The 18,719-nt window shown below is 64.0% G+C and carries 16 protein-coding genes; 9 read left to right on the forward strand and 7 right to left on the reverse strand.

The annotated features are described in order from the left end of the window. Positions 1-64: 64 nt before the first annotated feature. Together EKH81_RS16965 and EKH81_RS16970 are read right to left on the reverse strand one after the other, a co-directional pair. Positions 65-622 carry an Ig-like domain-containing protein gene (locus EKH81_RS16965; RefSeq protein WP_132060609.1) on the reverse strand — a complete coding sequence of 186 codons (558 nt, stop codon included), beginning with the start codon at positions 620-622 and terminating at the stop codon, positions 65-67. A gap of 219 nt (positions 623-841) precedes the next feature. Beyond that, on the reverse strand, positions 842-1,909 hold the full coding sequence (locus tag EKH81_RS16970) for a phytoene/squalene synthase family protein (RefSeq protein WP_132060611.1): 1,068 nt from the start codon (positions 1,907-1,909) through the stop codon (positions 842-844). Between the two features lie 116 nt (positions 1,910-2,025). On the opposite strand from EKH81_RS16970, the gene EKH81_RS16975 reads away from it, so the two are divergent. Next, positions 2,026-2,226, forward strand: coding sequence for a dodecin (locus tag EKH81_RS16975; RefSeq protein ID WP_132060613.1), 201 nt, complete (start codon positions 2,026-2,028; stop codon positions 2,224-2,226). Here EKH81_RS16975 and EKH81_RS16980 read toward each other — a convergent pair whose 3' ends face one another. After that, positions 2,227-2,784: a GNAT family N-acetyltransferase gene (locus tag EKH81_RS16980; protein ID WP_132060615.1), complete on the reverse strand. Its 558-nt coding sequence runs from the start codon at positions 2,782-2,784 to the stop codon at positions 2,227-2,229. Between the two features lie 131 nt (positions 2,785-2,915). On the opposite strand from EKH81_RS16980, the gene EKH81_RS16985 reads away from it, so the two are divergent. Both EKH81_RS16985 and EKH81_RS16990 read left to right on the forward strand, forming a co-directional pair. Continuing rightward, complete coding sequence (locus EKH81_RS16985) at positions 2,916-3,284, forward strand: HesB/IscA family protein (protein WP_132060617.1); 369 nt, start codon at positions 2,916-2,918, stop codon at positions 3,282-3,284. A 197-nt stretch (positions 3,285-3,481) separates the two neighbouring features. Further along, complete coding sequence (locus EKH81_RS16990; protein ID WP_132060619.1) at positions 3,482-4,819, forward strand: hemolysin family protein; 1,338 nt, start codon at positions 3,482-3,484, stop codon at positions 4,817-4,819. 16 nt (positions 4,820-4,835) lie between these two features. Here EKH81_RS16990 and hisD read toward each other — a convergent pair whose 3' ends face one another. From hisD to EKH81_RS17005, 3 genes are all read right to left on the reverse strand, one after another. Further along, entirely contained in the window at positions 4,836-6,110 is a 1,275-nt protein-coding gene (gene hisD / locus EKH81_RS16995) for a histidinol dehydrogenase (protein WP_132060621.1), read from the reverse strand. A gap of 367 nt (positions 6,111-6,477) precedes the next feature. After that, positions 6,478-7,989 (reverse strand): extracellular catalytic domain type 1 short-chain-length polyhydroxyalkanoate depolymerase, encoded by a 1,512-nt coding sequence (locus EKH81_RS17000; protein ID WP_132060623.1) that lies wholly within the window; start codon positions 7,987-7,989, stop codon positions 6,478-6,480. An 85-nt stretch (positions 7,990-8,074) separates the two neighbouring features. After that, positions 8,075-9,064 carry an extracellular catalytic domain type 1 short-chain-length polyhydroxyalkanoate depolymerase gene (locus EKH81_RS17005; RefSeq protein WP_132060625.1) on the reverse strand — a complete coding sequence of 330 codons (990 nt, stop codon included), beginning with the start codon at positions 9,062-9,064 and terminating at the stop codon, positions 8,075-8,077. Positions 9,065-9,388: 324 nt separating this feature from the next. Between EKH81_RS17005 and katG the strand changes: the two genes are divergently transcribed. Beyond that, complete coding sequence (katG, locus tag EKH81_RS17010) at positions 9,389-11,527, forward strand: catalase/peroxidase HPI (RefSeq protein ID WP_132060627.1); 2,139 nt, start codon at positions 9,389-9,391, stop codon at positions 11,525-11,527. A 158-nt stretch (positions 11,528-11,685) separates the two neighbouring features. On the opposite strand, the gene EKH81_RS17015 is transcribed toward katG, so the two are convergent. Further along, complete coding sequence (locus tag EKH81_RS17015; RefSeq protein WP_132060629.1) at positions 11,686-12,303, reverse strand: class I SAM-dependent methyltransferase; 618 nt, start codon at positions 12,301-12,303, stop codon at positions 11,686-11,688. Positions 12,304-12,761: 458 nt separating this feature from the next. Between EKH81_RS17015 and EKH81_RS17020 the strand changes: the two genes are divergently transcribed. The 5 genes from EKH81_RS17020 to EKH81_RS17040 all read left to right on the forward strand — a co-directional run bounded on the left by EKH81_RS17020 (position 12,762) and on the right by EKH81_RS17040 (position 18,715). Beyond that, on the forward strand, positions 12,762-13,658 hold the full coding sequence (locus tag EKH81_RS17020) for a ParA family protein (RefSeq protein ID WP_132060631.1): 897 nt from the start codon (positions 12,762-12,764) through the stop codon (positions 13,656-13,658). Then, positions 13,655-14,209, forward strand: coding sequence for a DUF7970 domain-containing protein (locus tag EKH81_RS17025; protein ID WP_132060633.1), 555 nt, complete (start codon positions 13,655-13,657; stop codon positions 14,207-14,209). The genes EKH81_RS17020 and EKH81_RS17025 overlap by 4 nt, the downstream gene beginning before the upstream one ends. Before the next feature lie 487 nt (positions 14,210-14,696). Further along, on the forward strand, positions 14,697-16,658 hold the full coding sequence (locus EKH81_RS17030) for an archaea-specific SMC-related protein (RefSeq protein WP_132060635.1): 1,962 nt from the start codon (positions 14,697-14,699) through the stop codon (positions 16,656-16,658). 387 nt (positions 16,659-17,045) lie between these two features. Further along, complete coding sequence (locus EKH81_RS17035) at positions 17,046-17,810, forward strand: IclR family transcriptional regulator (protein WP_132060637.1); 765 nt, start codon at positions 17,046-17,048, stop codon at positions 17,808-17,810. 104 nt (positions 17,811-17,914) lie between these two features. Next, positions 17,915-18,715 carry a creatininase family protein gene (locus EKH81_RS17040; RefSeq protein WP_132060639.1) on the forward strand — a complete coding sequence of 267 codons (801 nt, stop codon included), beginning with the start codon at positions 17,915-17,917 and terminating at the stop codon, positions 18,713-18,715. Positions 18,716-18,719 lie beyond the last annotated feature (4 nt).

Below are 18,719 nucleotides of genomic sequence, written 5' to 3' on the forward strand. Positions count from 1 at the left end.
CTCGCTCGCGAATCGCGAACGCGCCGATGACCGGCGGGGGCCACACCGCCCTGCGTCAGAGTCATTATTCGCACGTGAACGGGTCGTCGATAGTGGTCCCGGCCCCCGATTCCATGTGTAGTTGGTCGATTCTGAGCCGTCGTTCGCCGTCGTCGGTGTAGAGTTCGACGATGGCTTCCGCATTGAGTTTGCACGCATTGAACTCCGCGGTGGCGCTATCGAAGTCGGTGCTTGCCTTGAGAGTGTAGCTCCCGGACTCGGAAACGGTGAGGGCCTCCGTCCCCTCATCGTCCGCGAGAGTCACCTCCGTTTCGTCGTGGAGGTCACCGTCGGGAGCGAGGACGCGAACTGTCACTGTACTCTCTTCTTCGAGGTCGTTACTGACGATAATGTCCCACGGCCCGTAATCGGGGGACTCGGACTGGGTCGAGGTGGTGGCAGCCGATGTTGTGTCAGTCGAGGTGGTCTTGGACGATGTGGTGGTAGTCGAGTCGGTCTCAGACTCGTCGGTCCGGTCCGTACCGGACCGTCCGGTGTCAGACGTGGTGCATCCGGCGAGGAGGGCGGAAGCGAGACCTGTAGCGGCAGTTTGGAGGACGGTTCGGCGGCGTTGTTCGGACACTTATAACATGTGTAACGTGACGACTATCAGTTTTGTGGATGGTCTGACAGGCTTGGTTTTTGGATGCCTGTCCCCGGTCTTTCCGCTCCGAGCGATTGCCTGCCGGAAGACGAGCCTCGCGTTTCTGCCGGAAAGTCGGCCAGCGCGAGACGGTAGCAAGGTTAGCGTCGCGGAACACGGCGGAAAATCAACAGCGACCGAGCGACCGAACGACCCGGCTCAGACGTGATGGAACGGCTTGCGAGCGATGCGCTCTCGGATGTCGCCCACCGCGTCCCTGTCGGCCTCGCTCGCGAACGCGCCGATGACGGCGTGGACCTCCTCGCGCGAGATTTTGATGTTCCGGTCGCGGACCGCGTCGCGGGGGCGCTCGCTGACCTCCCGGAGGGTGCCGACCGCGAGCAGATACGGAATCGCCCACGCGCCGAGCGTGTTCCCGCCTTCGAGCGGGACCGCTTCGAGGTAGGCTTGGGAGTCTTCGAGGTAGCTTCGGGCACGGTCTGCGGTTCGACGCACGACCGCGGCAACCCCCTCCTCGTTGTCGGGATGGGTGACCTCCTCGGGGGAGACGCCCTCCGACCGGAGCCACGTTTCGGGGAGGTAGACGTTGTTCTCCTCGTGGTAGTCGTCGTGGACGTCCTTGGCGATGTTGACCAACTGGAGCAGGCGGCCGAACGACTCGGCGCGCTCGTAGAGGCGGCGCTCGTCTTCGGCGTTCACGCCGTTCCGGCACGCGAGGTTAGTGATGAGTTCGCCGACCGTCCCGGCGACGTAGTGACAGTACTCCTCGAGTTCTGCGGGCGTCTGGATTCGAAGGCCGCCCTCGTCGGCGTACCGCTCGACGAACATCCCCATCCCGGAGACGAGTTCGCGCGCGGGGTCGCGGACCGCGTCCCGAATCTCGGGCGGCTGACTCTCGAACGCCCGGAACACCCGGTCGGCGTTCGCGACGACCTCCCAGTCGTCGTTTCGCTCGTCGGGCGCGGGAAGCCACTCCTCGACCGCAGTCTGGAAGGACTCGACCGTCGCGGGGTCGTCGGGGTCGAGCGACCGGTCGTAGCGGTTTAGTAATTCCACCTGCTCGTCGGCCGGGATGTGTCCGGCGTCCTCGACGGTGTCGGGAATCCGACACAGGAGGTATCCCACGCAGATGGCCGACTTCATCGGCTCTTCCAACACGTCGATTGTGATGGCAAACGTGCGCGAGACGCCGCGAACGGCCTGAAAGCACCAAGCCAGCTCCGCGTCAGAGTTCGCGCCGCGCTCGCTGGGCGGCTCCGTGTCCATTGACTTTCGGGACCTAAGAGCCGAACACAGAAAAACTTGAGCAAATGCGTAAGGCGTGCGTCCCCGCTTGACACGAATCAACCTTTAAGAACCCGTGCGACGAACTGGCACGCGCGATGGTCTTCAAGAAAATCACGCTCATCGGAACGAGTCCCGAGAGCTTCGACGCGGCGGCCGACGACGCGATAGACCGGGCGGAGAACACCCTGCAGAACATCAAGTGGGTCGAAGTGGACGAACTCGGTGTCGAACTCGCGAGCGTCGAGGACCGCGAGTACCAGGCCGAAGTCACGGTGGCGTTCGAACTCGAAGACTAATCACGCGTCGCGCTCGCGCCACTCCCGGCGGAGGAGTCCGTACTGGACGGTGTCCACGTATTCGCCGTCGATGAAGCGGTCCTTGCGGACGCGTCCTTCCTCCGCGAAGCCGAGCGACTCCAGCAGGCCGCGCGACGCGTCGTTGAAGTCGTACGCGACTGCGCCCACCGCCGGGTGGTCGTACGTACTGAAGACGTAGTCGATGAGGAGCGAGACCGCCTCTTTTCCGTAGCCATCGCCGTGGACCTCCGGAACGAGCCAGTATCCCAAGTCCGGACGACGCCAGTCGGCGTCGTCCACGTGGACCGTGCCGATTCGCCGCACGTCGTCCTCGTCTGGCTGGCCGGGTCCGGCGTCGTCACCGTCGAGACAGACGACGAACGCGTCGCTCCCGTCGTCGTCGCTCTCCACGTCGATTTGGGCCTGACTCCTGATTGGGTTCCCCATCGGAACCCGGATTTCGGGGTTCGCGAAGGCCCGCTGGACGAAGGCAACGTCCTCACTCTCGGTCGTTCGAAGCGTGACTCGCTCGCCGTCGTTGATGCGTGCGCCCGGCATGGTCGAATCGAGTGCGATACCTGATATATGTTTTCTGGACCGAGTTCGTCCGATGAAGGTTTATATTGCCAGTCGAACCGCTTCGGTCGGCGGCGTCAACATTAACACCCTTCGCGCGAAACGATACGAATATGAGTACCGAAACCGCGCCCGACGGCGACACCGTGCCCAAAATCGAGGTGACCGAAACTGCGGCCGAGCAGGCGCTCGCGCTGTTGGACGGCGAGAGCCTCGACGCCAACGAGGCCGGACTCCGGCTGTTCGTCCAGCAGGGCGGCTGTGCCGGGCTCTCGTACGGGATGCGATTCGACGAGGCTCCCGAGGACGACGACACCATCTACGAACACCACGACCTCCGAGTGTTCGTGGACCCCGCGAGCCTGAACTACATCGAGGGGAGCGTCGTGGATTACGAGACCGGGCTCCAGGGCGCGGGATTCCACGTCGAGAATCCGAACGTCGTCAGCGAGTGCGGCTGTGGCGAGAGCTTCCGGACGTAGATTCGCCAAACGGTCGATTCGTCGGTCGCAGGACGGTCCCACGAAGCCGATTCGTCGGTCTCGGGGGCTACGTTTATCCCACCGAAGCGATTACGTGCGCGTATGACACGATACGGTAGCAGCCCTCCGGACGCGCCGACCCCGAACGCTGGCCGACGCCATCGACCGACTCGCGTGGGGCCGCCCGGAGGTATCGAATGGTAGACGTCGTCTTCTCTGCAGGCCGGGTCCTCCTCGCGTTCTTCCTCGTGTTCCTGAACGGCTTCTTCGTGGCCGCGGAGTTCGCGTACGTCCGAATTCGTTCGACGACCGTGGACACGCTTGTCGAGGAGGGTCGGCCCGGAGCCGAACTGTTGGACGAGGCGATGGAGAACCTCGACGACTACCTCGCGGTGACCCAACTCGGTATCACGATTTCCTCGCTCGGACTCGGTTGGATTGGCGAACCCGCGGTCGCCGCGCTCATCGAACCGGTGCTGGAGTCGTTCCTGCCCGCGAGCGCCATCCACCTCGTGGCGTTCGCCGTCGGCTTCGGCTTCATCACGTTCCTCCACGTCGTGTTCGGCGAACTCGCGCCCAAGACCATCGCCATCGCCCGAGCAGAGCGCGTCTCGCTGTTCGTCGCCGCACCGATGCGATTCTTCTACTACGTGTTCCTGCCGGGTCTCGTCGTGTTCAACGGCACGGCAAACTTCTTCACGCGACTCATCGGCATCCCGCCCGCGTCCGAGACCGAGGAGACGCTCGAAGAGGAGGAGATTCTGATGGTGTTGAGCCACTCGGGCCGGAAGGGCCACATCGACAAGGAGGAAGTGGAGATGATAGAGCGCATCTTCGAACTCGACGACATCTCGGTTCGAGAGGTCATGGTGCCCCGACCCGACGTGGTGAGCGTCCCTGAGGACCTCCCGCTCACCGACCTTCGAACCCTGATAATCGACGAGGCACACACTCGCTACCCGGTCATCGCGGCCGACGACACCGACCAAGTGGTGGGCTACCTCGACGTGAAAGATGTGATGCGCGCGACCGACCTAGGCGACGACGACGTCACCGCCGGGGACCTCGCGCGCGACCTCCCGGTCGTTCCCGAGACCGGCCGCATCAACGACCTCCTGACGGAGTTCCAGTCCGAGCAGAGCCAGATGGCCGCGGTCATCGACGAGTGGGGGTCGTTCGAAGGTATCGCGACCGTCGAGGACATCATCGAGCAGGTCGTGGGCGACATCCGCGACCAGTTCGACGTGGACGAGCGCGAACCGTCCATCGACCGGCGCGGGGACGGCACCTACGCCGTGGACGGCGGCGTCCCCATCTCGCAGGTCAACGACGCGCTCGACGCCGACTTCGACATCGAGGACTTCGGGACCGTCGGCGGTCTCGTCCTCGACCGACTCGGGCGCGCGCCCGAGGTCGGCGACGAAATCGAGGTGGACGGCTACGCCCTCGAAGTGGCGGACATCGACGGCGCGCGAATCTCGACGGTCGTGATTCGAAAGGCGGCCCAAGACGAGACGCCGTCAAGCGAGTCGTAACTTCGATTCCCGATTCTCAGTCCTCGAACCGCTTCCGGACGCTCTCGGCGTGGGCCTCCAGCCCCTCGGCCTCCGCGAGCGTCGTAATCGTTCCTTCGAGGTCGGCGAGCGCGTCCCGGTCGAGTCGCTGGACCGTGGTCGAGCGAACGAACGTATCGACCGAGAGGCCGCCCGTAATCTTCGCGAGGCCGTTCGTGGGGAGGACGTGGTTGGTCCCGCTGGCGTAATCGCCCGCCGCGACCGGGGTGTAGCGACCGAGGAACACGCTTCCCGCCGAGTCGATGCGGTCGAGAACCGCCTCGTCGTCGTCGGCCTGAATCGAGAGGTGTTCGGCGGCGTACTCCTCGGCGAACAGGATGGCCTCGCTCATCGACCGGGCGACGAAGACGCCGCCGGTCTCGTTGTCGAGCGCCTCGCGGATGATGTCCTCGCGCTCGCGCTCGCCCGCCTGTCGGTCGATTTCCTCGACCACGGCGTCTGCGAGGGCCGAATCGTCGGTCACGAGCGCGACCGGGGATTCGGGGTCGTGTTCGGCCTGCGCCACGAGGTCGGCCGCGACCACCGTCGGGTCGGCGGTGTCGTCGGCGACGACCAGCACCTCGCTCGGTCCCGCCAGAAAGTCGATGGTCACGTCGCCACGCACTTCGGCCTTCGCGGCCGTGACCCACTTGTTTCCGGGGCCGACGATTTTCTGCGCGCGGTCCACCTGCTCGGTGCCGTAGGCGAGCGCCGCGATTGCCTGCGCCCCGCCGACGCTGTACACCTTGTCCGCGCCCGCGAGGTGAATCGCGGCCAGCGTCACGGGGTTCATCTCGTCGGCGGGCGGGGTCGCGACCGCGACCTGCTCGACTCCGGCGACTTTCGCGGGAATCACGCCCATCAGCGCGCTGGAGGGGTAGGCCGCGGCCCCGCCGGGGACGTAGACGCCGACGCGTTCGATGGGTCGGAATCGCCGTCCGAGTTCGCGGCCGTCGGAAAATTCTCGCCGCCAGTCCTCGGGGACCTGTGCCTCGTGAAACTCCCGGACGTTCTCGGCGGCGGTCTCGATGGCCTCGCGAATCTCGCCGTCGAGTTCGTCGGCCGCGCGCTCGGCCTCGTCGGTCACGTCGATGTTGCCGACGGCTACGCCGTCGAACTCCTCGCAGAACTCCCGGACGGCCACGTCGCCCTCCTCGCGCACGCGCGAGACGATTTCGGCTACGTCGTCGCGAACCGCTTCGATGCCCGCGTCGCGGTCGAACAGCGCCCGCCGGTCGTCGGGGGCGAGGTCCGCCAACTCCTGTGGGTTCATGCTCGGGGGTTCGGAGCGCGCGCGAAAAACGGTTTCCTTCCGGGGAGCGCGGCCGAGTCACCTCGGAAACTCTCCGAAATCCAACCGTCCGACTCGGCGCGTGCGGGCGCGGCCCGTAAGTGGCCGCGCCGAACCGCGCGAGGGATGAGGACCACAGAGTGCGAGCGTCAGCGAGCAGTCGAGGACCGCAGTCGGTTGGGGAGGCGTGTGGTTTGCGGTGGCGGTGCGGTCTTCATTTGTACCGGGAGTAGCTAGCACCCTGCTGGCTTTTTGGGAAAATAGCATCTTACTGTCTCTTGGGCGAAAAACGCGAACTGCATCGACCTGCAAAAAGAAACACACAAACAGAATCAACCGACTGCAAACCCTAACAACTGTCCGTCGTTTCGAAGTAGCCCTCCGAGGTCTCCGTCAGCGTCGCGGTCTCGAAGGTGTTGTACAGACCGAGTTCCTCGTCCGAGCCTTCGGCGTAGGCGTAGCCGCCCGACGAGTACGCCCGGCCCGCCTGTACGTGGGCGTAGTTGTCGTCGGTGCCGCAGTAGCCCTCGAACCCGCCGTCGCCGACCGTCACCGTCACCGAATCCGTGTCGGTCGCGCCCGCGTCGTCGGTCACGGTCAGGGTCGCGGTGTACTCGCCTGACTCGTCGTAGGCGTGGGTCGCGGTTTCGCCGGTCGCCGTGGCTCCGTCGCCGAAGTCCCAGTCGTAGGACTCGACCGAGCCGTCGGGGTCCGACGACCCCGACCCGTCGAACGAGACGGTCTCGTCCGTGTCGGGGTCGGTGGGGGTCGCGGCCGCCGAGGCGGTCGGCGCGTCGTTGTCGCCGCCGTCACCATCGTCACCATCGTCGCCGTCGTCGCCGTCGCCCGCACCGTCCAGGGTGTATCGCGAGAAGAAATCCCACATGATTTGACTCGCGTCCGGACCGCCCGGCGCGGTGTACGACCCGCCGGACGCGCCGCCCGACCACGCGTGGCCCATCCCCTCGACCGTGTAGTTCTCGACCCAGACCGTCCCCTCGTCGTCGGCGTAGGTCGTTCGGGTATAACTCAGGCTGTCGCCCGACCCGGTCTCGGTCTCGCCGTCGCCGTAGTCCGGACTGTCGTCGTCTGCGCCGTCGAGCGCGAGGTCGGCCGTGATGACCGCCCGTTCGGTCTCTTGGTCGCCGTTGCACGGCGAGACCGTGTAGTCGTCCGACCCGTGGAACACGACGGTCGGGACGGGGCGCGTGATACCGTGGTCCTCCATCCGGTCGTAGGCCTGCTGGCCCATTCCCGAGGGCGTGGGGTCTCCGCTACAGTCGGTCATCGTCGTCGTGCCTTCGAGTTGGCTCTCGGCGACATCGTACATCAGGCCGGAGTGGACCCCGCTCGCGGCGAACACGTCGGCGTACTCCACCGCGAGATTCGGGACGAACCCGCCGCCAGCCGAGAATCCGGCGGCGTAGACGCGCGAGTCGTCGATGGCGTGGTCGTCCTTCACGTCGTCCACCATCCCCTTGATGAGCGCGGCTTCGCCGTTTCCGCGCGTAGTGTTGGCGTCGTTGAACCACTGCCAGCACTCGTTCATGTCGGCGCTCGTGGTCTGGTCGGGGTAGATGACGACGAACGTCTCGGCCTCTGCGACCTCGTTCATCGCCGTCTCGTCCTTGAATCCGTCGGGACTCTGGGTACACCCGTGAAGCATCACCACCAGCGGAATCTCGGTCGAGCTATCGGCCCCGGTCGGGACGTACTTCTTGTACGTCCGGCCGTCGTACGTCTCGGAGGTGTACTCCCCTGCGGCCGCGCTCGCGCTCGGGACGCCCCCGAGCGCGGTCGCACCGCCCGCGGCGACGCCGAGCGACTTCAGCACGCTTCGTCGGTGTAGCTTCTGTGGCATGGCAGGTATCACCTCTACCGGCACCTTAATTTAGAACTAGGTTAATATGTAAATATATTTCTAGAAACTGAAACCTACCCTCGGCTCAGTCCAACGTCCGGCCGTCGAAAAACTCCCACATGATTCGACTCGCGTCGGGTCCGCCCGGCGCGGTGTACGACCCGCCGGACGCGCCGCCCGACCACGCGTGGTCCATGCCCTCGACCAGCCACTTTTCGACCACGGTGTCGCCGTTCCCGTCGTGATACTCCGACACCGTGTAATCGTAGCTTTCGGACTCGCCTTCGGTCACGCTATCGGCGGTGTAATCGACGGTGCCGTCGTCGGTTCCGTTGATGGCGAGGTCGTTGGTCTGAGTCGCCTGCTCTGCGGCCTGCTCGCCGTTCACGGGGTACGCCGTGGTGTCGTCGGTGCCGTGGAACACGACGGTCGGCACCGTCGAGGTGATGCCGTACTCCTCCATCGCGTCGTAGGCGTCCTCGCCCTTCGCCTGCGGGTCAGGCCCGCCGTAGGTCATCGCGGCTGTCCCGCCGGTCGCGGTGTCGGCGGCGTCGTACTCCAGTCCGGAGTGGACCCCGCCCGCGGCGTACACGTCGGCGTACTCCGCGAGGAGGTTCGACACCATCGCGCCGCCCGCCGACAGGCCAGCGACGTACACGCGCTCGGGGTCGAGACCCTCCGTCTCGACGGTTTCGTCGGTCATCCCGGCGATGACCTCGGCCTCGCCGTTTCCGCGCGTGGTGTTGGCGTCGTAGAACCAGTTCCAGCACATCGCGCCGTTCCGAGCGTTGTACTGGTCGGGGTAGATGACCGCGAAGCCCTCCTCGTCGGCCACCGCGTTCATCTCGGTCTCCTCGCGGAACTGGTCGGCCGTCTGGGCGCAGCCGTGGAGCATCACCACGAGCGGGTCGCCCGACCCGACGCCGTCGGGGACGTACTTCCAGTAATCGAAGCCGCTGTAGTAGTGGTTCGTGTACGACCCGGATGCCGCGGCCGTGCCGACGCTTCCGAGGACGCTGGCAGTTCCGACTGCGCTTCCAACCGACTTGATGAGGGTTCGTCTGTTACAGTCCATGAGGTGTCATCTCGTACCACGTCGGTCGGCATTATTTAGGAGTGCGTTAATATGTGAAATTTATCGCCCGAATCGCGCTCCGAGAGATGAGGCGTATCGGTCGAGCGCTCGACTTTGCCTGACGACTGCCACGAATCCGAGCAAACGACACGGTTTCTCCGCCGAAACAACAAAAATTTGGGATTTCTCGACAGTCGTACCGGGTGCGTCCTCCACATCTATATACGACTCGGTTTTCGAAATGGAAACATTACTTTGGTCTTCGGGAAGACTTCATCGTCGAAGTAGGAAGTTTTAATACGCGAACGTGGCAACCGTCCGACGATGACTAAGTCTACCCAAGACTGGTGGCCGAATCAGTTGAACTTGGATATTCTCGACCAGAACGCCCGCCAAATCGACCCGATGGGCGAGGAGTTCGACTACGCCGAGGAGTTCGAGACACTCGACCTCGACGCCGTGAAGGCCGACATCGAAGACGTGATGACGACATCGCAGGACTGGTGGCCAGCGGACTACGGCCACTACGGCCCGCTGTTCATTCGGATGGCGTGGCACAGCGCCGGGACGTACCGCACCAGCGACGGTCGGGGCGGCGCGTCCGGCGGCCGACAGCGATTCGCTCCCCTCAACAGTTGGCCCGACAACGCGAACCTCGACAAGGCCCGCCGACTGCTCTGGCCGGTCAAGCAGAAGTACGGCCGCAAGCTCTCGTGGGCCGATTTGCTGGTCCTCTCCGGGAACGTCGCGCTGGAGTCGATGGGCTTCGAGACGTTCGGCTTCGCGGGCGGCCGCGAGGACGACTACGCGCCCGACGACGCCGTCGATTGGGGCCCCGAGGACGAGATGGAAGCCTCCGAGCGTTTCGACGAGGACGGAGAACTCCAGAACCCGCTCGGTGCCACCGTGATGGGCCTCATCTACGTGAACCCCGAGGGACCTGACGGCCAACCGGACCCCGAGGCGTCGGCGGAGAACATCCGCGAGTCGTTCGGCCGCATGGCGATGAACGACGAGGAGACCGCCGCGCTCATCGCGGGCGGACACACGTTCGGAAAGGTCCACGGTGCCGACTCCGGCGACAACCTCGGACCCGAACCCGAGGCCGCCCCCATCGAGGAGCAGGGTCTCGGCTGGAAGAACGAACACGGCTCCGGTAAAGGCGCGGACACGATAACGAGCGGTATCGAGGGTCCGTGGACCGAAGCGCCGATTTCGTGGGACATGGGCTACATCGACAACCTCCTCGAATACAACTGGTGGCCCGAGAAGGGTCCCGGTGGCGCGTGGCAGTGGACCACGCAGAACGGCGAACTCGACGAGGCCGCACCCGGCGTCGAGGAACCGTCGGAGAAAGAAGACGTGATGATGCTGACGACGGACATCGCGCTGAAGCGCGACCCGGAGTACCGGGAGATACTCGAACGCTTCCAGCAGAACCCCCGCGAGTTCCAAGAGGCGTTCGCGAAGGCGTGGTACAAGCTCATCCACCGCGACATGGGGCCGCCGTCCCGGTTCCTCGGCCCGGAGGTCCCCGACGAGGAGATGCTGTGGCAGGACCCCATCCCCGACGCCGACTACGGACTGGTCGGTGACGAGGAAATCGCCCAACTCAAAGCGGAGATTCTCGACTCGGAGCTATCCGTCTCCGAACTGGTCAAAACCGCGTGGGCGTCGGCATCGACGTACCGCGACAGCGACAAGCGCGGCGGAGCCAACGGCGCTCGCATCCGCCTCGAACCCCAAAAGAGCTGGGAGGCAAACGAACCCGAGCAGTTGGAGACCGTGCTGGAGACGCTAGAAGGGATTCAGGCGGAGTTCAACGACTCGCGGTCAGACGGGACGAAGGTCTCGCTCGCCGACCTCATCGTTCTCGGCGGGACCGCCGCCGTCGAGAAGGCGGCGGCGGACGCCGGGTACGACGTGGACGTTCCGTTCGAACCGGGTCGGACCGACGCGTCGCAGGAACAGACCGACGTCGAATCCTTCGAAGCGCTCGAACCCGAAGCCGACGGATTCCGTAACTACCTCAGTGACGAGGCCGAACGACCGCCCGAGGAACTCCTCGTGGACAAGGCGGAACTGCTGAATCTGAGACCCGACGAGATGACGGTTCTGGTCGGCGGCATGCGCGCGCTCGGTGCGACCTATCAGGACTCGGACCTCGGCGTCTTCACCGACCGGCCGGAGACGCTGACCAACGACTTCTTCGCGAACCTGCTCGGCATGGACATGGAGTGGGAGCCGTCCTCGGAATCCGAGGGGGTGTTCGAGCTACGCGACCGCGAGACGGGCGAACTCGAAGAGAAAGCGACCCGCGTGGACCTCGTCTTCGGCTCGAACTCCCGGCTTCGCGCCATCGCGGAAGTCTACGGTGCCGACGACGCCGAGGAGAAGTTCGTGCGCGACTTCGCGGACGCGTGGAGCAAAGTCATGACGCTCGACCGTTTCGACCTCGAATAAGCCGAAATCTCGTTCTCTACTTTTTCTCGGTGTAACCGTGGCTTGCCACTGACGGACGACGGAGCGCGCTGCTCTCTCCAACCGAATTAATATCGCGGATACCGATTTATCACCTCCCGTGCCGGAGAGTTCCCGTTTCTGCAGGGGGAGTCCCGACGTCACACGGTGCGAAAGACGCGAACCGTGTCGCGCTTGCCCGGTTCCGACAGGAGTTGAGCGAGACCGATGTCCGAGAAAATCCGCTTCCAGTCGCGGTGGTACAGCGGGAAGTCGTCGTGGACGTGACTCACTTCCGCACCTTCGCGACCTCGCCGCGGACTGTTGCCCTCGTTTTCCGCGGTCACGAGCAAATCCGAGGTGACGCGGGCCAATTCCTCGAACACCCACTCGTCGTCGGGGTGAATGTGCTGGAGCGTTTCGACCGAGTAGACTACGTCGAACGCGCCGTCGGGGAACTCGGGGACGATGTCCTCGATGGCTCCCGTGTGGAAGGTCCCCGTCTCGAACAGGCGGGGGTATCGGTCCGCCATCACGTCGAACGAATCGTCGTTGATGTCGATTCCGGTGAGGTCCTGGTACCCCGCGTCGAGCAGATGAGCGAGGTGACGCCCGGAGCTACAGCCGACTTCGAGAATCGCGGCGTCGGCGTCCACGTAGTGGTCGAACACGGCCGCGAGGGTTTCGGTGACTTCGTTCTGGCCGATATCGGCGTAGTACGCCGGTGAGAACTCCTCCGAGCGATTCGCCCAGTAGCGGTGATTGTCGTCCGGTTCCATACGAGGGGTCACGAAGTCGGAGAGTAAAGGGTTCGCGGAGTCTCCCGGACTCGGCGGGCGGTCCCGTCGCTCTGCGCGCGATGAATTGCATGTTGCGATACAGAAGCTCTGTTGGAGTGGCTGGTATGCGAGTAACAAGTATACGGTCGGGCACGGGCGTTCGGCGACACGCTGCAGCTCTCCGGCGTGAGATGCGTTTGGCTCGGGTACGAACGGCCGCTCGCCAATGCTATTCGTGAGCATCTCGGATACCGAAGTGGGCATTCGACCGTGGCGGCAACACCGCCGGTTTCTCTCGGCTATCGGCCGTGACACTGCGGTAGAGACCGTTTGGTGAGAGCACAAGCATTCGTTTGAAATACTTGTTACAAGTGTATGTTTCAAACGTTACTGCTGATTGCGTCCTGTATTTGAAACAGACGTAAACCCTTATCATCGACCCCGCCGATAGTCGTCCTATGTTATCGTATTCGGTGTACAGCGAGGCCGGGGGCGTCGGGAAGACGACGCTCAGCGCGAACTTGGCAGTGGCCCACGCCAGAGCGGGACTCGACGTGCTCGCGGTCCCGCTCGACCAGCAGGACGGCGACCTGAGCTACCTGTTCGACGTTGACGACGACCGGGCGAACACGGAGGTCGATACGCTCGTCCACCACCTCGTCGGGCGCGCGAACGGTCCGTTCGCCGACCTCGTGCGAACCGTCGAGCACGGCATCGACATCGTTCCGGAACACAACCGACTCGAAGACCTCGCCGAAGCGCTCCGAAAGGAGAAGGAGGCCCGAAACGACTTCGGCGAGTCGTTCCCGATGTGGACACAGCTCCAGCGCGTGCTTCGGGAGGCCGAGGTTCACAAACACTACGACGTTCTCGTCGTGGACCCGCCAGCGAGTTCGGGACCACACCTCTACAACGCGCTCGACGCGACGCGGAATCTCGTCCTCCCGGTCGAACCCTCCGGAAAGGGTCAGGCCTCGGTGAGCGGTCTCGACGTTCTCGTGGGGAATCTCGAAGAGCAACTCGAAATCAGCATCGGCGTCCTCGCTGCGGTCCCGAACCGCGTGAAGGGCACCCGCGACCAGGAGGAGATAATCGAGGAGGTCCGCGCGCAGGGGTTCGACGTGCCGGTCATCTTCCGCGACCGAACATCGCTGTTGGAGGGGTGCTGGCGCGAGCGGTGCAGCGCGTTCACGTACGTTCGCGAGCACCGCGAGCGCCGTCGCGACTACGAAGTCGAGACGCTCGCTCGATTCGACGAACTGGCCCGTCACATCGAATCCGAGGCCGGAATCGAGGCCCCGAGTCCGCCCGAACCGGGGAGCCTCGACCGCGACGACGCGGAGGTGAGCGCATGACGGGACTGAAATCCGGGTCGGGAGACGACCTCTGGAGCGACGACGGAGACGAGAGCGAGGAAGAAGCCGACGAAGCGCAAGCCGAGACGACGGAAAACGAGGGAGCCGAGTCCGACGACGCAGAAACCGAAACGGAAGGAACCGGGACTGAGGAAGCCGACGAAACGCAAGCCGAGACGGAAGAGACGACGGAACCCAACGAATCGGAGGACGAACCGGAGAAGACCGAAGCAGACGAGACTGAAGCGGAGGAGGGCGAGGCGGGGGAAGCCGAGGAGTCGGCCGACGAGACGCCGACTCGACCGTACATCGTCCGGCGCGCGGTGCTGGACAAGTCGGTGCAGTTCGAGCGCGACGAGCGCCTGACGTTCTTCGTCCACGAGGACGTCGCCGACGGTGAGCGCGCGCTCGTCACCGAGGTCGAATCCCTCCTCGGACGCGACGTTCCGAAGTTCGACGTCCGCGAGGCGGTGTATCGCGCCGCACTTCGCAACCCCGACGACGTTCTCGACGCGCTCCTAGAGATGGGATACTCGCTCGACGAGGAGTGACCGAGCGCGTCGGTTCGGCCGAGGAGATTCGAACTGGGATTCGAAATTTAACGGACTTTTTCGGAATACGTAAAAAGTATAAAATATCAAAATTTATTTCTCCCCCATAATTATCTATTTGAATAGTTTGGCAGCCAGTATATGGTAGCTTATCCATCTATAGCGAATTATAACGAATCTTTTACAGAAAAACAGCATATTATCTTAGAAGCCTGAATTAGAGACTTCTTTATATTTTGTGATTCTATCCCCCCTTTCCATATCTTTTTCAATCCGCTCTCGCCTCTCGAACGTCACTCTCTACCGGCGGAATATCAAGGGATAACAGGGAATAACAAAGGTACTTTTGTTATTCAATTGTGGGCGTTCCCAGCGTTCGAATACCGTCTCGCCTCCGCGATAGCTACTTTCGTGCTCATATTGCTGGATACGAACATCGACGACTCGGCACGTATAAATACGGCACGCGTGAATCCGCGTGTAGATAATGAGCGCAGAACAGGAGACGGACGAGATTAGACTCTCCGTTACCAACGTCGGCGGAATCGACCGAACGAGCGTCGAGATGGCTCCGGGGGTCACGATACTCGAAGGGCGCAACGCCACGAACCGCACGTCGTTCCTCCAGAGCATCATGGCCGTACTCGGAAGCGACGACGTTTCGTTGAAAGGCGACGCCGACGAGGGGTTAGTGGAACTCTCGGTCGGCGACCGGACGTACACTCGGACGCTCGAACGCAAAGACGGCGCGGTCGTCACGAGCGGCGACCCGTACCTCGACGACCCCGAACTCGCCGACCTGTTCGCGTTTCTGCTCGAATCGAACGAGGCCCGGCGCGCGGTCGCTCGCGGCGACGACCTCCGCGAGCTAATCATGGAACCGGTCGATACCGACGCGATTCAGGCCGAAATCCGGGACCGCGAAGCGGAGAAGCGACGGCTCGACGACGAACTCGACGACCTCGAATCGCTCAAGCGCGACCTCCCGGGCCTCGAAGGGGAGCGAAACCGGCTCGAATCCGACATCGAAGACAAGCGCGCGGCGCTCGAAGCGACCGAGACCGAACTCGAAGCCGCCGACGCCGACATCGACGAGACGCGCCAAGAGAAGGCCGAACTCGAAGAGAAGTTCGCCGAACTCCGAGATGTCCGGACCGACCTCGAAGACGCTCGATTCGACATCGAGACCCAAGAGGAGAGCCTCGACTCGCTTCGGGCCGAGCGCCGCGAACTCGAAGCCGAGCGCGACGAACTGCCGGACGCTCCGATGGGTGAGGTCGAGGAAATCGACGCCCGAATCGAGCGGTTGCGCGACCGAAAGCGCTCGCTCGACTCGGAGACCAGCGACCTTCAGCGCACGATTCAGTTCAACGAGGAGCTTCTCGACGGCGGGGCCGACCACGTTCTCGCCTCGCCGAGCGACGACGCGCGGAATGACGGCGCGGGCGAGGACTCGGTGACCGACCGACTGCTCGATGACTCCGAGCGCGTCACGTGCTGGACGTGCGGGAGCGAAGTCGAGCGCGACCAGATAGACTCGACGCTTGACCACCTCCGCGAACTCCGCCAGGAGAAGCTCGACGACGCCCAATCCGTCGAACAGCGCCTCGCCGACCTCTCGGACCGGAAGTCCGACCTCGAAGACCAACAGCGACGACGCGACCGAATCGAGCGGAAACTCGGCCGCGCGGAGACCGAAATCGAGGACCGCGAGGCGAACCTCACAGACCTGCGCGACCGCCGGGACGCGCTGACCGACGAGGTCGGTGACCTCGAAACCGAAATCGAGGCGCTCGAAGACCGCGAGTACCGAGAGATTCTCGACCTCCACAAGGAGACGAATCAGCTCGAATTCGAACTCGGAACGCTCGAAAGCGACCTCGAAGACGTGGTGGACGAAATCAACGCCATCGAGCGGCGTCTCGAACAGCAGGACCGACTCGAAAGCCAACGCGAGGAAGTTCAGGCCGAACTCGACGACCTCCGGACCCAAATCGACCGCATCGAAGCCCAGGCCGTCTCGGAGTTCAACGACCACATGGACGCGGTGCTCGACATTCTCGACTACTCGAACCTCGAACGCATCTGGATAGAGCGAACCCAGCGCGAGGTCCGCGAGGGTCGCCGAACCGTCTCGAAGAGCGCGTTCGACCTCCACGTGGTTCGCCAGTCCGACTCGGGCGCGACCTACGAGGACACGGTCGGCCACCTCAGCGAGAGCGAGCGCGAGGTGACGGGCCTGGTGTTCGCGCTTGCGGGCTACCTCGTCCACGAGGTGTACGAGACGGTTCCGTTCATGCTGCTCGACTCGCTCGAAGCGGTGGACTCGGGCCGCATCGCGAAGCTCGTGGACTACCTCCGGACCCACGCCGAGTACCTCGTGGTGGCGCTCCTCTCGGAAGACGCCGCGGCGCTCACCGACGAATACCGGCGCGTGACCGACATCTGAGGTCGGCCGCGTCGGCGCGAGACGTTTGGGGTTCGACTTTCTGAAATACTGCAATCGTCTCGCCACGGCACTCGCCCGCCGGTTCGGGTTCAGCATTTCGAAATCTCGAACGGCGACTCGACCGTGCGTTTCGAACTGTCTCGCGTATCTCGAACTCCTCGACGCCTTGCCGACGAAGCCCCGATTTCTGGCTTTCAGCGTCGGTCTTCCGGGATACTCTTCTCCGAGACACTCGGAAAAACGACGGTCGGACCTCCATACTCGAACGTCGATTTCACCATGGTTGAAATCGACTCCTCAGCGGCGATTGGCCCACGCGCCGGTTCTGTCACCGAGAGGAGAAAGCTATTTACGAGGACGCCGGAAGTGTATACGCAGTGAACAACGATGGCACGCGAGGCGAAAAATCCGGTCAAAACGACCCGCCGGTCGTTGGACATCGTCGAGACGCTCCGGGAGATGGACGGTGCCCGACTCACCGAACTCGCCGACCGCCTCGACCTCCCGAACAGCACGGTCCACAACCACCTCAGCACGCTGATGGAGGCCGACTACGTGCTCAAGGACGACGACGTGTACCGGGTCAGCCTTCGATTTCTCGACCTCGGCGAGTACGCGCGTAACCGCCGGAAAATCTACGAGCTCGCGAAGCCCGAAATCGAGGAACTCGCGGCCGAGACGGGCGAAGTCGCGAACCTCCTCGTTGAGGAGAACGACTGGGGCGTCTACCTCTGGTCGTCGAAGGGCGAGAACGCGGTCCCGCTCGACATCCACCCCGGAAAGCACGTCCACCTCCACGCCACGTCGCTCGGCAAGTGCATCCTCGCGCACCTCTCGGACAAGCGAGTCGAAGCCGTAATCGAGCGACGCGGACTTCCGGCTCAGACCGACAGCACCATCACCGACGCCGACGCGCTCGCCGACGAACTCGACGCCGTCCGCGAGCAGGGCTACGCCATCGACGACGAGGAGCGCCTCCCCGGAATGCGGTGTATCGGTACCGCGGTCAAGAGCGAATCGGGCAACGTCATCGGAGCCATCAGCGTCTCGGGACCCACCAGCGCGATGCCGATGGACCGACTCACCGACACGCTCGCCGAGAAACTGCTCGGCGCGGCGAACGTCATCGAACTCAAGGTTGCCTACTCGTAGTTCCGCGCGTCTTCCCGGGTTTCGTCCGTGCTGTCGAGTTTCACCTATCCTGAAACGTCTCGCGATACTGAACATTTATGCGGGTTCGGCCGCCTCACCCAACTATGACACGTCTCGATGCGGGACCGGCGGCGCTCGCGACCAAGACGCGACTCGAAATCGACGAGGTCGCGAGTCAGTCGGGGTCCGTCCTCGTCGTTCCGGTCGGAAGCGTCGAACAGCACGGCCACCACCTCCCGGTCGCCACCGACACCCTGCTCGCCGACGCGGTGGCGAACCTCGGGGCCGAGCGAGTCGCCGACGACCAGCCGACGCTCGTCGCGCCTCCGGTCTGGACCGGGTACTCGCCCCACCATCTCTCACTCGGCGGGACCATCACCGCCGACGCCGACCAGCTAATCGAACTGCTCGAATCGGTCGCGGACTCGGCGGCCGAACTCGGCTTCGACGCCGTCCTGCTCGTGAACGGCCACGGCGGGAACGGCGCGGCCATCGACGTGGCGGTGAGCACCATCGGTGACGCCCACCCGGACCTCGAAGTCGCGGGCCTGACCTACTTCGAACTCGCGGCCCCGTTCGCCGACGAGATTCGCGACAGCGACACCGGGGGAATGGCCCACGGCGGCGAGTTCGAGACGTCGCTGCTGCTCCACCTTCACCCCGAACTCGTCGGCGAGGACGCCGACGCGGAGTATCTCGACGACCCGTACGACCGCGGGACGAAGGACCTCCTCGAAGGCGGTCCCGTGACCTCCTACACCGAGTTCGAGGAGTATTCGGAGTCGGGCGCAATCGGCGACCCCGACCTCGCCAGCGCCGAGAAGGGCGAAGAACTGTTCGACCGAATCGGCGACGAACTCGCCGACGTGCTCCGGACGGTTCACGAGCAAGCCGTCGAGAAATAGAGGG

This window comes from Halorussus amylolyticus (assembly GCF_004143485.2).
In the GTDB taxonomy this organism is placed as follows: domain Archaea; phylum Halobacteriota; class Halobacteria; order Halobacteriales; family Haladaptataceae; genus Halorussus; species Halorussus amylolyticus.